The 12,925-nt window shown below is 66.8% G+C and carries 13 protein-coding genes; 3 read left to right on the forward strand and 10 right to left on the reverse strand.

Features of this window, described 5'->3' with window-relative positions:
- Positions 1 to 32: 32 nt before the first annotated feature.
- The 9 genes from ACTIF6_RS21270 to ACTIF6_RS21310 all read right to left on the reverse strand — a co-directional run bounded on the left by ACTIF6_RS21270 (position 33) and on the right by ACTIF6_RS21310 (position 9,567).
- Positions 33 to 1,181: an FAD-dependent oxidoreductase gene (locus ACTIF6_RS21270; RefSeq protein ID WP_439589827.1), complete on the reverse strand. Its 1,149-nt coding sequence runs from the start codon at positions 1,179 to 1,181 to the stop codon at positions 33 to 35.
- 22 nt (positions 1,182 to 1,203) lie between these two features.
- Complete coding sequence (locus tag ACTIF6_RS21275) at positions 1,204 to 1,968, reverse strand: DUF3047 domain-containing protein (RefSeq protein WP_439589828.1); 765 nt, start codon at positions 1,966 to 1,968, stop codon at positions 1,204 to 1,206.
- Entirely contained in the window at positions 1,968 to 4,130 is a 2,163-nt protein-coding gene (locus ACTIF6_RS21280; protein WP_439589829.1) for an FAD-dependent oxidoreductase, read from the reverse strand. Before ACTIF6_RS21280 ends, ACTIF6_RS21275 begins: the two co-directional genes overlap by 1 nt.
- 173 nt (positions 4,131 to 4,303) lie before the next feature.
- Positions 4,304 to 4,597 carry a hypothetical protein gene (locus ACTIF6_RS21285; protein ID WP_439589830.1) on the reverse strand — a complete coding sequence of 98 codons (294 nt, stop codon included), beginning with the start codon at positions 4,595 to 4,597 and terminating at the stop codon, positions 4,304 to 4,306.
- Complete coding sequence (locus tag ACTIF6_RS21290; protein ID WP_439589831.1) at positions 4,594 to 5,433, reverse strand: undecaprenyl-diphosphate phosphatase; 840 nt, start codon at positions 5,431 to 5,433, stop codon at positions 4,594 to 4,596. The genes ACTIF6_RS21285 and ACTIF6_RS21290 overlap by 4 nt, the downstream gene beginning before the upstream one ends.
- A gap of 47 nt (positions 5,434 to 5,480) precedes the next feature.
- Positions 5,481 to 6,086, reverse strand: a complete 606-nt coding sequence (locus ACTIF6_RS21295; RefSeq protein WP_439589832.1) for a CDP-alcohol phosphatidyltransferase family protein — start codon at positions 6,084 to 6,086, stop codon at positions 5,481 to 5,483.
- Positions 6,076 to 6,711 carry an ATP-binding cassette domain-containing protein gene (locus tag ACTIF6_RS21300; RefSeq protein WP_439589833.1) on the reverse strand — a complete coding sequence of 212 codons (636 nt, stop codon included), beginning with the start codon at positions 6,709 to 6,711 and terminating at the stop codon, positions 6,076 to 6,078. The genes ACTIF6_RS21295 and ACTIF6_RS21300 overlap by 11 nt, the downstream gene beginning before the upstream one ends.
- Positions 6,708 to 8,342 carry an ABC transporter permease gene (locus tag ACTIF6_RS21305; RefSeq protein WP_439589834.1) on the reverse strand — a complete coding sequence of 545 codons (1,635 nt, stop codon included), beginning with the start codon at positions 8,340 to 8,342 and terminating at the stop codon, positions 6,708 to 6,710. Before ACTIF6_RS21305 ends, ACTIF6_RS21300 begins: the two co-directional genes overlap by 4 nt.
- A 7-nt stretch (positions 8,343 to 8,349) precedes the next feature.
- Complete coding sequence (locus tag ACTIF6_RS21310; protein WP_439589835.1) at positions 8,350 to 9,567, reverse strand: ABC transporter substrate-binding protein; 1,218 nt, start codon at positions 9,565 to 9,567, stop codon at positions 8,350 to 8,352.
- Between the two features lie 94 nt (positions 9,568 to 9,661).
- Here ACTIF6_RS21310 and ACTIF6_RS21315 point away from each other — a divergent pair, with 94 nt between their 5' ends.
- Entirely contained in the window at positions 9,662 to 10,243 is a 582-nt protein-coding gene (locus tag ACTIF6_RS21315) for a sigma-70 family RNA polymerase sigma factor (protein ID WP_439589836.1), read from the forward strand.
- Positions 10,240 to 10,443: a zf-HC2 domain-containing protein gene (locus ACTIF6_RS21320; RefSeq protein WP_439589837.1), complete on the forward strand. Its 204-nt coding sequence runs from the start codon at positions 10,240 to 10,242 to the stop codon at positions 10,441 to 10,443. The genes ACTIF6_RS21315 and ACTIF6_RS21320 overlap by 4 nt, the downstream gene beginning before the upstream one ends.
- 12 nt (positions 10,444 to 10,455) lie before the next feature.
- On the opposite strand, the gene ftsY is transcribed toward ACTIF6_RS21320, so the two are convergent.
- The gene (ftsY, locus tag ACTIF6_RS21325; RefSeq protein WP_439589838.1) at positions 10,456 to 11,460 is read right to left on the reverse strand and encodes a signal recognition particle-docking protein FtsY; all 1,005 of its coding nucleotides are present in this window, start codon (positions 11,458 to 11,460) and stop codon (positions 10,456 to 10,458) included.
- A gap of 29 nt (positions 11,461 to 11,489) precedes the next feature.
- Here ftsY and ACTIF6_RS21330 point away from each other — a divergent pair, with 29 nt between their 5' ends.
- A complete protein-coding gene (locus ACTIF6_RS21330; RefSeq protein WP_439589839.1) occupies positions 11,490 to 12,923 on the forward strand; it encodes a M16 family metallopeptidase in 1,434 nt (477 codons plus the stop codon).
- Positions 12,924 to 12,925 lie beyond the last annotated feature (2 nt).

Raw genomic sequence — 12,925 nt, forward strand, 5'->3', positions numbered from 1 at the left:
CCAAGTCTACCGAGTGGCTGGCCCAGTGGCACTTACCGCCGGTAGCGCGCCATGAACCCTTGGTCGATCCGGTCCTTCCACCACCAGACCCACGCACCCTCCAGGTGCAAGGGCCCATAGCTCGCAATGGCGTGCCTGGTGCCGCAGGACAGCAGGTTGAGCGAATGCCGGGGCGGGTGATGGGCCTTGAGTGGCTGGTTTTCGTGGGCGGCGAGCAGGTTGTGGGCCAGTGGCGGGCCGGCCCTGACGGCGTAGACGCCACTGCGCGGATGGATCTGGTCCGATCGGTTCGCGACATCGCCCGCGGCGAATACGTTGGCGTGGCTGGTGCTCTGCAGGAACTTGTTCACCTGCACATGACCCTCTTCCGACAACGCCAGGCCGCTGTCGTGCAGCCATGCCGGCGCGTGTGTTCCGATGGCCAGCAGTGGCACATCGCAGGCCAGGCGTGCGCCGTTGGCGAGGCGAAGTTCGCCTTCGCTTACCCCCGTGCAGGCCTCGCGCAGCACGGTGATGCCGCGCCGCTTGAGCTGGCGCAGCACACGCCGTTGCACACCGGGCGCATAGCCGGTTGCTACTTCGGGGCCGCCGGTGATCAGCGTGAAGCGCGCGCCTGCATGGCCATTCAGTCGGATCGCCTGCTCGGCGGCAAAGACCAGTTCGATGCCGCCCGCGCCAGCACCCACCACGGCCAGCGACACGGCTCGTGCCTGCGCGAGTTCCATCACCTGCGGCCAGAAGGTGGTGAAGGCCTCGATCGGACGGATCGGCAGGGCGTGCGTGGCGGCGCCCGGCATCCCGGCTTCGAGTCGGGCGCGGTCCAGCACGGCGCCGGTGTCGATGGAGAGCAGATCGTAGGTCAGCGAGGCGGGTGCACCCTGCGCGCCGCCACTGGGCTGCACCGCCACCAGGCGTTGCTCGGCATCGATGCCGTTGCAGCGGCCCTGCACCCAGCGTGCGCCGGCCGCGCGCATCAGCGGCTCCAGCGCGATGCGGCAGTCGTCTTCGCTGTAGTGCCCGGCCACGAAGCCAGGCGTCATGCCGCTGTACGTCTGGTGTGGGTAGGGCGTGAGCACGGTCACGTCCAGGTTGCCGGGGCGGCCCTGCGCCAGGCGCGCCAGCACTTCCACGTGCGCGTGGCCGGCGCCCAGCAGCAGGAGTTTCTTGATGCCGTGGTGCATGCGCCCGATGGTACGGCCTGGCTCAGCGCGCGTCCGTCGCCCACCGCACATCGGCCACCCAGCCGCTGCTGGTGCTCGCGGTGTTGTCGCTGTCGGCACCGATCAGCACGCGCATGAGGGCAGGCACTTCGGCTCGCTTCGTGGACGAGCCCTCGGGCAGCTCATCGCCGAAGAGGTCGATGAAATCCTGGGCGACATCGCGCGACTCCGGTACCCAGCGCGCCAGCGGTGCACCGTGGCCCTGCAGGCTGATGAACCGCACACGCTTCGTGTACGGATTGGCGCCCCGCGTGAGCGCGGGGTGCGTGCTGTCCCACACGTAGCACACCGTCGCCGCCGGCAAGGACTCGCCACTCATGCTGCGCGCCAGCCGCAGCACCGTGCGCTCCACGAACGGCACACGGTCCAGCGCATGATCGAACATCACGCAGACCTTCAGCGCGGCGTCGTCTCCGGCCTTGGTAAGGATGTCCGCGCTCGTCTTGCCGCCGGAGAGTGGCTGGTCCAGCCGCCACCGCCACTGCAGTCGCGCCAAAGCCGGTCCACGCGTGTCGTGCACCAGGATGCCATAGGACGACGCGGTGAGTACTTGCACGCCCGCCACACCCTCTGCGCTGCCTGCCTCGAAACGCGTGGGCGGCAAATCGGTGTGCTGCTTGGGAAACCCCACGAAATGCCACGCCGGGTTCAGCGCCCCATCGGGCTGGATCAGAGAAGGCAGGGCAGAGATCTGCGCCCACAGGCTGGCGCAGAAGACCATCAGCAACACGCCGGACAAGCCACGCATCATCCTCGTTTCCAGTCGTGGTACTTCTTCACCCAGCCCAGCAGTTGCTCGGGCGCGTGGGCGCGCTTCCATTCGCCGGCTGCGTACTTGTTGGCTTCGGCCAGCGTGGGGTAGATGTGGATGGTGTCCAGGATCTTGTTGAGTCCCAGGCCGTGCTTCATGGCCAGCACGTATTCGGCCAGCAGGTCGCCGGCGTGCGTGCCGACGATGGTCACACCCAGGATGGTGTCCTTGCCCGGTGGTGTGAGGACCTTCACGAACCCGTGAGCCTCGCTGTCGGCGATGGCGCGGTCCAGGTCGTCAATGCCGTATTTCGTGACCTCCACCGCGATGCCCCTCTCTTTCGCTTCCTGCTCGTTCAGACCCACGCGCGCCACCTCGGGATCGATGAACGTGGCCGAGGGAATCACGCGGTAGTCGGCCTTGAACTTGCGGAATTCGCCGAACAGCGCGTTGACCGCCGCATACCAGGCCTGGTGCGCAGCGACGTGCGTGAACTGGTAGGGGCCTGCCACGTCGCCTGCTGCGTAGATGTTCGGGTAGATCGTCTGGAGGTATTCGTCGGTCTCCACCGTCTTGCCGGTGGGGATGCCGAGTTCTTCGAGGCCGTAGCCTTCCAGCCGCGCGCTGCGGCCCACGGCGCAGATGAGTTCGTCGTAGGCGACGGATTGCTCGACGCCTGCGTGTTCCACCACCAGCACCTTCTGGTCTCCCTGGCGCTCGCACCTCAGCGCCTTGTGACCGGTGCGCACGTCCACACCATCGGCCGCCAGGGCCTTGCGAGCGAGCTCGCTCACCTCCTCGTCTTCGCGCAGCATGAGCCTTGGCGCCATCTCCACCTGCGTGACCTGCGAGCCCAGCCGGGCGAAGGCCTGCGCGAGTTCGCAGCCGATCGGCCCGCCGCCCAGTACCACCAGGCGCCGGGGAATTTCGTCGAGCTCGCCAAAGCGTTCCCACATCGTGTCGCTCGTCACGTAGCCGCTGTCGTCCAGGCCGGGCAGGGGGGGCACGAAAGGGCGCGCGCCCGTGGCCAGCACGATGCTGCGCGCCGTCAGGGTCTGGGTGCCGCCGTCGTTCAGCGCGATCTCCACCGTCCAGGGGTTGGTGAGCCTGGCGTAGCCCTGCAGCACCTCCACGCCCAGGCCGGTGTAGCGTTCCACGCTGTCGTGCGGTTCGATCGCGCGGATGATGTCCTGGATGCGCTGCATCACGGCCTTGAAACTGAATGCCGGTGTCGTGGCGTGCAGGCCGTAGTTCTCACCGTGGCGCATCTGGTGCGCCAGCTTCGCACTCTTGATCAAGGCCTTGCTCGGCACGCAGCCGTAGTTCAGGCAGTCGCCACCCATCTTGTGCGACTCGATCAGCGTGACCCTGGCCTTGACCACGGCGGCAATGTAGGCCGAAACCAGTCCGCCCGCACCTGCACCAATCACGATCAGGTTGCGGTCGAAGCGTCTGGGGCGCTGGCCTTTCCAGCGTGCATACACCTGGCGCCTGCGCACCACGCCCACGATCCAGCGCGCGATCAGCGGGAATAGGCCGAGCAGCACGAACGAAGCCAGCAGCGCCGGGCTGAGGATGTCTTGAAGCGAATCGACCCGGGCCAGTTGTGTGCCCGCGTTCACATAGACCAGGGTGCCGGCCAGCATGCCGAGCTGGCTGACCCAGTAGAAAGTGATGGTCTTCATGCGCGTCAACCCCATCACCAGATTGATCACGAAAAACGGCACCACGGGAATCAGGCGCAAGGTGAACAGGTAAAACGCACCGTCCTTCTCGATGCCACGGTTGATTTCCTTCAGGCGATCACCAAAGCGCGCCTGGATGCCATCGCGCAGCACGAAGCGCGACACCAGGAAAGCCAGCGTCGCGCCGATGCTGGAGGCGAACGAAACCAGCACCGTGCCCCAGAAGAGTCCGAAGATCGCGCCGCCGGCCAGGGTGATGATGGCAGCGCCAGGTACTGAAAGCGCCGTGGCTGCCACATAGACGGCAAAATACGCCAGCGCCAATTGCAGCGGCGATCGGGCGTGCAGTTCGGTAAAGGTGGCCTGGCTGTGTTTGAGTTGCTCCAGACTCAGGAATCGATCCAGATCGAATGCAAAGAAGGCCACGATGCCCAGCACCACCACCACGAGCAGCAGGATTCTTCGAGTGTTCAAGATGGTTCCAGTGGTGGGATTGCAGATCGGTCGGTCGGCGCTGGCCATTCTTGCACTCTTGGCGCTCGCGATGCACTGGAGGAAGCGGCCAAATCCCTGGCGGCGGATTTCGTTGGGCATCTGATTTGCTCAATCGGTTGAGCCAAAGTACCCAATGGATTGAGAAGAATGTCTCAGACCACCAGCATCCCCGCAAACCACGCCGCCGCGCCCGCCATCGCCCAGGCCGGTTTGGGTTGGGTGAGCCACAGCGATCGCACCAGAAAGGCGTTGTAGGGCACTGGCGAGAAATGCACAGCGAGCGCCCAGGCCACGGGCTGGCCTTGCGAGAGAAGGAGGAGCGCGATGAATCCAGTGAAGAGGTTGATGGTGCTGCCCACGGCCACCATGTCGCGCCAGAACAGCGTGCGCCAGGGCACCAGGCCCTTCCAGCGTGGCGACCAGTAGCCGGGGGCTGCCGGGCTCAATGCGCGCTCAGCACGCCGACGCCCAGCAGCCCGAAGACCAGCAGGCCCAGCGCAATGCGGTAATACACGAAGGGCATGTAGCTGCGCGTGGACACCAGCTTGAGGAAGACCACGATCACGCCGTAGCCCACACCGAAGGCAATCAAGGTGGCCAGTGCCGTGGGGCCGGGGGCCACCGGGCTGCCGTGTTGCCAGCTTCGCAACAACTGGTAGAAGCCCGAACCCATCACGGCTGGAATGGCCAGCAGGAACGAGTAACGCGCGGCAGCTTCACGCGTGTAGCCCATCATCAGACCGGCGGTGATGGTGCCGCCCGAGCGCGAGACACCGGGAATCAGCGCCATGGCCTGGGCCAGGCCGAACAGCACGCCGTGCCCCCAGGTGAGCCGGTCCAGCGTGCGCTCGCGCCGTCCAAAACGGTCGGCGGCGGCCAGGATGAGCGCGAACACGATCAGCATGGTGGCGGTGATGTACAGATTGCGCAGCGAACCTTCGATGGCGTCCTTGAACAGCAGGCCCAGCACCACGATGGGCACCGAGCCGATGATGATCAGCCAGCCCATGCGCGCGTCCGGGTCCTGGCGCATCGCGGGCTGGGTGAGCGATGCCCACCAGGCCAGGAAGATGCGTGCGATGTCGTGCCGGAAATAGAGCAGGACGGCCGCCTCGGTGCCGATCTGGGTGATGGCTGTGAAGGCCGCGCCTGGGTCGCCGCCCGAGGGCAGCATCGGTCCGATGATGCGCAGGTGAGCGCTGGAGGAGACAGGAAGGAATTCGGTGAGTCCCTGGATCAGACCCAGGAACGCGGCTTCCAGCCAGGCGGTGGCAGGACTCATGGCAGATGTGGTGGAGAGTAGGTGCGGGAAGTATAGGCAGCCGGCGGTCAGTCGAACCGCCGGTAACCCCAGCCGACGCGCAGCAGGGTCGTGATGGCACACAGCGCCGCGAACCCGTACGCGATTTGTGGAAACCACGCAGGCCACAGGCACATGGCGACGAAGGCGACCAGGGTTTCGGTGGCCTCGGTCAGGCCTCCGAGGAAATAGAAGCCCTTGTCGGGAAAGTCCAGCGAGCTCAGTTTGCGCTGCGCCGCCACGATGGCGAAGGCGAGGAAGCTGCTGCCGGTTCCGATGAAGGTGGTGAGCAGCACCGCTGCAGGCAGGGCGTTGGCGGCTGGGTCGTGCACGGCGAAGGCCAGCGGGATCGACGCGTAGAACAGGAAGTCGAGCGTGATGTCGAGAAAGCTGCCACGGTCGGTGGGCTTGGTTGCCCTGGCCACCGCGCCATCGAGCCCGTCCATCAGGCGCGAAAGCAGCATCAAGGCAAGACCGGGGAGAAAGTGGCCCATCGCGATCGTCGCCGCTGAAGCGATGCCGATGAAGAAGCCGGCGAAACTGAGTGCATCGGCGCTGACGCCCATGCGCACGAGGAGCGTGGCCGCACCCGCCAGCGGCGCCTTGAGCATGCCCTGCAACGCTCTATCCAGCATGCGCGAGCTCCACCACCAGCGCCGCATCGGCCACATCGGCCGCGTCGTGCGTGACCAGCACCGCAGGAATCCCCTTGTCGCGCAGGTGGTCGAAGACGAATGCGCGGAACTGCCCGCGCAGCTCGGCGTCCAGGCGGGAGAAAGGCTCGTCCAGCAGCAGGGCCCGCGGCTGGGCCAGCAGGGCGCGCATGAGGGCCACACGCGCCCGCTGACCTCCCGAAAGCGAAGCCGGATCGCGGTGGCCGAAATCAGCCAGGCCAGCCTCGGCCAGCGCGCGTCGCACCTGGGCATGCCTTTCGCCTTTGGGCGCGGCTGGCACGGCGAACAGCAGGTTCTCGGCCACCGTCATGTGGGCAAAGAGCAGGTCGTCCTGGAACAACAGGCCCACGCCACGCTTCGACGTGGGCAGCGAGCCGATGTCATGGCCATCCAGCTGCACCCGGCCTTCGAAACGCAGCGCCTGGGTGTCCAGCGTGCCTGCGATCGCTGCCAGCACCGAACTCTTGCCGCAACCACTGGGCCCCATCAGGGTGAGGATCTGCCCCGGCGCTACTACCAGCCGCAACTCCGTCACCAGCGTGCGTTCGCGCGTGGCCAGATTCTGGATGTGGACCGTGAGTGTCATGGGCGCTGAGCATGCCTGAATCGGCGCGGGCGGCCCAGCCACGCGGCCAGCCCGAACACCAGCACGGGCAGCAGGATCTGCAGGCCGGCATAGGCGCTGGTGAGCGAACGCTGCCCACCCGATGCGAGCGTGACGGCCTCGGTGGTGACGGTGGAAAAACGCCCGGCGCCCACGTACAGCGTGGGCAGGTACTGCGCCACGCTCACCGCGAAACCCACGGCAGCCGCAGAAGCCAGTGATCGTCGCAGCAGCGGCCACTTGACCCGCCACAGCCAGCGCCACACACCGTGCCCCAGGCTGGCGTTGAGTTGGGCGTAGCGCGGGTCAAAACCCAGGTAGGCAGGGCTCAGGGCCAGCAACACATACGGAAGCACCATGAGCGTGTGGGTCATCAGGAGGCCACTGGCGCTGCCCTCGAGCTGCCAGCGCAGGCCTACCCCGTACAACCCCACCACCCACAGCACGGCAGGCAGCACCAGCGGCAGGTAGAGCACCGGGCGAAGGGCCTGGTCCCACCGGGGCGGGGCAAGTTCGAGCCAGGCCACGCTCCAGGCCAGCGCAATGGTGCTGCTGAGCGTGGCCAGCCACAGCGTGCCCCAGGCCGTGCGGCTGCTCTGTACCACCTGCGACCACGCGTCGAGCGTCCAGTTCTGTGGCCACATGGCCGGAAACGCCCACACGCCGCTGAAGCTGCCCACCGCCAGCGCGATCAGCACGCCCGCATAGAGTCCGCCCAGCACCCAGAGGCCTGCGCCGGGCCGCACGGGGACGGGCGTGGATCGGCCCCGAACACCGCGACCGTGGGCGAGTGCCGTGCGCAGCAGCCGCTGGGTGGCAAGCCAGATCACGCTACAACCCAGCACGACCAGCGCCAGCAGCACGCCCGCTGCTGCGCCGCGTGCGTAGGTGGCGGGCTGCGCGTCCTGGAGCCATTGCCAGGCCAGCACGGCCAGCGTGGGAGGCGTCGCAGGTCCGATCACCAGGGCCATGTCCACCACCGTGAGGCTGTAGGCCAGCACTGCCAGCAGAGGCCAGCGCAGGCGCACCGCCAGTTGCGGCCAGAGCACCAGCCAGAAAGCGCGGCGCGGGTTGTAGCCCAGCGTCTGCGCCAGGGCGTGTTCGGCGCGCCAGCGCTGGCGCACGTCGTCTCGTTGCAACTGGGTCGCAGCGGTCCAGAGCAGAAAAGGCACTTCCTTGACCACCAGCGCGAGGATCAGGCCCAGGCCCCAGGGGTCCTGCGTGGTGGGCCAGGGTGGAGGGTTGTCGAAGCCCGTCAGCCATGGTGAGAACGCGCGCAGCAACCAGCCGCTGGGTGAGAGCAGGAACAGCAGGCCGATGGCCAGCGCGGCGTGTGGTGTGGCGAGCATCACAGGCAAGCCACGAAGCAGGCGATCGAGCCGCTGCCGCACGAAACCCTGAGCCAGCAGCGCGGCAGCGCACCCCCATGCGAGCACGGTGGAGGCCAGCCCGGTCCACAACGTGAGCGCCCCCGCCGTCCAGAAACCGGGCTCTTGCGGCAGTGATCGCCAGGCGTCCAGCTGTGTGCCGCTGCGCAGGGCCTCCAGCGCGGTCCACAACATGGGCCCGGCGGCCAGCACCAGCAGCACAGCCGCCATCCAGCGGCGGTTCACTCCGGCCTCAGACACCGTAGCGCCGCGTCCATTCTTTCTCGATCGGGTCCACCCAGGAGGTGTGTGGCTCGGGCAGCGTGGGCGCGGGCTTCATCACCAGGCCAGGCAGGGCGCCTGCGTGAAAGCGCGCGCGTTCGGCAGCTGGCAGCCGAGGAACGTCGAGCACGGTGGGGTCGCCCCAGTGGGCGATATCGGCCTTGCGCGCCTGCGCCACCGGCGAGAGCAGGTAGTTGGCCACGACCTGTGCCGCCGGTTTGGCTCGCGCGTTGTAAGGAATGGCCACGAAGTGCGTGTTGCCGATCGTTCCCTTCTCGAACTGCCAGCTCAACACGGTGGCGGGCAGGCGCTTTGCAGCGATCTCGTTGGCCGCCTCGTTGGGGTTGAAGGTGATGGCCAGCAGCAACTCACCATCAGCCATCATCTGGCGCACGGCAGCCGCATTCTGCGGGAACTGCCTGCCCGCGCGCCACAGGTGCGGGCGCAGTGCATCCAGCAAGGGCCAGAGCGTGGCGGTCTGCGCAGCCAGCGCTGCGTCGGTGACCGGCCTGGCCAGCGCGCTGCGGTCGGGGGCGAGCTCGACCAGCGCCTGCTTGATGAACGTGGTGCCATGAAAGTCGGGCAGGCGAGGGTAAGTGATGCGCCCTGGCTGGTTGCGTGCCAGCGCCAGCAGGTCCTGCATGCTTTGCGGCGGCCGAGGCAGGCGCTGGCGGTCGGTGAACAGCGTGAACTGGGCCATGCCCCAGGGCGACTCCATGCCATCGGTGGACACGGAGAAGTCGTTCAGCGTGGTGGGCTTGCCCTCGGTGTCGACCCAGCGGAAATTGGGCAGCGTCTCGGCGAAGGGCCCGTACAGCAAGGCCTCGCGTTTCATGGCAGCAAAGTTCTCACCATTGATCCATACCAGGTCCACCGTGCCTTCGCCAGCGCCACGCCCGGCGGCCTTCTCCGCGCGCACGCGTCTGACCACGTCGGCGGTGTCGGCGATCTTCACATGCTGCAGCGTGATGCCGTGTAGCGTGGACACCTGCTGCGCCACCCATTGGATGTAGTTGTTGGTCTGTGCGCCGCCGCCCCAGGCATTCCAGTAGACGGTCTGGCCGCGTGCGGCCTGTTCCACCGCGGCCCAGGCTGAGGCATTCGTCTGGGCCAGGGCCGGAGCCAGCGCGCCAGCGCTGGCGGCCAGCAGGAACTCCCGGCGGTTGAAGCGAGTCGTGGGCCTGTTCATGGCGTTTTCTCCAGATGAGGGGTTGGGGTGCAGCTTAGTGCATGCTTTCCTTTCATGGGTCAGGCAGACCGCCGTTTCCTTACACTGCAGGCCCATGCGGACTCCATCGGATCCTTCGTTCGAACAACAGGTCGCCGACCTGCGCCTGTACCTGCTCAAGTTTGCGCGCATGCAGCTTCGCAACGACGCCTGGGCAGAGGATGCGGTGTCGGAAACGATGCTGGCGGCCATTTCCCGACCTCAGGCCTTCGAGCGACGCTCGCAGCTCAAGACCTGGCTGGTGGGCATCCTCAAGCACAAGATCGTTGACGTCCTGCGCCACCACCAGCGCGAGATCAGTGCGTCCGGCACCACGGAAGACGAGCTGGCCGATCCGCTGGAAGACATGGCCTTCCATGCCGATGGCCATTACGCGGAAAATCCGGCCGACTGGGGCAACCCGGAGCAGGACCTGAACAACCGACAGTTCTTTGCCATCCTGGAGGCCTGCACCGACAAGCTCCCTGCTATGCAGGGCCGCCTGTTCCTCATGCGAGAGTGGCTGGAGCTCTCCAGTGAGGAAATCTGTAAGGAACTGTCGCTCACGCCGACCAATCTCTACGTCCAGTTGCACCGCGCCCGCCTGCGCCTTCGCGAATGCCTGGAACTCAACTGGTTCGCCAGGAAAAGCCCATGAAGCCCGTGTACCCCCTCCGTCGCACCTGCAAGGAGGTCAGCGCCCTGCTGATCGCCAGGGAAGACCGTGCCCTGCCCCTGTTGGAACGCATGGCGCTGCGGTTGCACATGGCGATGTGTCAGGCCTGCCCGAAGTTTGAACGCCAGTTGCTCACCATGCGCCAGGCCATGGGGCGGTGGCGCAACTATGCCGAGGATTGACGGCGGAAGGGTTCAGGCCAGCAAGGCCTGTGCGAACTCGCGTGCGTCGAAGGTTTCCAGGTCTTCGAGCTTCTCGCCCACGCCGATGAAGTAGACGGGCACGGGCTTTTCGCGCGCAATGGCACACAGCACGCCGCCCTTGGCCGTGCCGTCGAGCTTGGTGATGATCAAGCCGGTGAGCGAGAGCGCTTCGTCGAAGGCCTTGACCTGGTGCAGCGCGTTCTGCCCGGTGTTGCCATCGATCACCAGCAACACCTCGTGCGGAGCCGTGGCGTCGGCCTTCTGCACCACGCGCTTGATCTTGCGCAGTTCTTCCATCAGGTGCAACTGCGTGGGCAGGCGCCCCGCCGTGTCGACCAGCACCACGTCGCGTCCTCGCGCCTTGCCCGCGGTGACCGCATCGAAGCTCACAGCGGCGGGGTCACCCCCCTGCTGCGTGATGATCTCCACGGTATTGCGGTCGGCCCACACGGCGAGCTGCTCGCGCGCAGCCGCACGAAAGGTGTCGGCTGCGGCCAGCAACACACTGGCACCTCCATCGGCCAGGTGGCGCGTGAGCTTGCCGATGGAGGTGGTCTTGCCCGCACCGTTGACGCCCGCGACCATGATGACGGTGGGCTTGTGTTCTCCGATGACCAGAGGCTTCTGCAAAGGCTCGAGCAGGTCGGCAATGGCGTCGGCCAGCAGGCCTTTGACAGCGGCGGGGTCGGTGGTCTTGCTCTCTTTCACGCGGCGCTTGAGGTCGGCCAGCAAATGCGTGGTGGCCTTCACGCCGGTGTCGGCCATCAGCAGAGCCGACTCCAGTTCTTCATACAGCGCATCGTCGATCTGCGTGCCCGTGAAAACCGTGGCGATGCCGCTGCCGGTCTTGCGCAGGCCAGTCCGGAGCTTGTCGAGCCAGCCCTGGCGTTGTGCCGGGCTCTGCGGTGCCGCAGCAACGGCGGGGGATGGCAACTCGGCGGGCGGAGCGGCGGCGGGGGAGGGCGCGGGGGTTTTTTTGCGGAAGAACGAGAACATTTTCGAATCTCTAGAATCCATCGCATTCTATGAAACGCTTCCCACGCCTGCACTTCGCCCGCCTGGGTGCATCCCTTCCCCCTCTGGTTCTGGCCTTCGCGCTCACGCTCCCAGGTGGCTTGCATGCGCAAGCGTCCGCGCCGGTGGCCGCATCACCCGCGCCGAAAACCAGTTCTGCAGCACGTTCCTTCACGCTGGCCAATGGCATGACACTGATCGTTCGGCCGGACCGGCGAGCGCCCACGGCGGTGCACATGCTGTGGGTTCGGGTGGGTTCGATGGACGAAGTCGATGGCACCTCCGGCGTGGCGCACGTGCTGGAACACATGATGTTCAAGGGCACGCCCGATCTTGCCCCTGGCGAGTTCTCGCGCCGCGTGGCGGCGTTGGGCGGTCGCGAAAACGCTTTCACCAGCCGCGATGCCACGGCTTTCCATCAGCAGGTGCCGGCCGAGCGCCTGGAGGACGTGATGAAGCTCGAAGCCGACCGGTTCGCTCGCAACCAGTGGGACGACGAGGAGTTCCGGCGCGAGATCGAGGTCATCAAGGAAGAGCGTCGGCAACGCACCGAGGAGTCACCGCGCTCCCGCATGTTCGAGGCCCTCAACGCGATGGTGTACCAGGCCAGTCCGTACCGCCGGCCCATCATCGGCTGGATGAGCGATCTGGACGCCATGACGCCCGACGACGCGCGCACCTTCTACCGCCAGTGGTACAGCCCTTCGAATGCCGCCGTGGTGGTGGCCGGTGACGTGGATGCGGACCAGGTGCTGGCATGGGCGCAGAAACACTACGGCTCGATCCCTGCGCGCGCTGTGCCGGCCAGAAAGCCGCGCGAGGAGCCGCCGCAGATGGGGCCACGCCGCATGGAATACCGTGCCGTGGCCGATCAGGCGCTGGTGGCGCTGGTCTACAAGGCGCCGCGCTGGCAGGGCGATGACACCCCCGCGAGCCAGGACGCGCTGGCGCTCACCGTGCTGTCTGCCGTGCTCGACGGCTACAGCGGTGCGCGACTGGACCGCGCCCTCGTGCAGGGTTCGGGCCATGGCGGCAAGCGCATCGCCGACGGCGCCAGCGCTTCCTTCGGCCTGATGGGTCGGGGCCCGCAGGAGTTCGTGCTGAGCGCGGTCCCGGCCAGGGGCATCAGTGCCGAGATGGCCGCTGCTGCCCTCAAGGCGGAGGTGACCCGCATCGCGCGCGAAGGGGTCAGTGAAGCGGAGTTGCGACGCGTGAAGACGCAGTGGACCGCGAGCGAGGTCTACAAGCTCGACTCCGTGGTGAGCCAGGCCCGCGAACTCGGCAGTTACTGGATCAACGGCATGGGTCTGGACACCGGCGACCGGCTCATGGCGCGCCTGCGGGACGTTTCCGCCGCGCAGGTGCAGTCGGTCGCGCAGCGCTATTTCTCTGACGAGCAACTCACCACCGCCGTGCTGGTGCCCACGCAGCCTGCAGCGAAGTGAAC

Origin of the sequence: Hydrogenophaga sp. (assembly GCF_051860785.1) — a bacterium.
Classification (GTDB): domain Bacteria; phylum Pseudomonadota; class Gammaproteobacteria; order Burkholderiales; family Burkholderiaceae_C; genus Hydrogenophaga.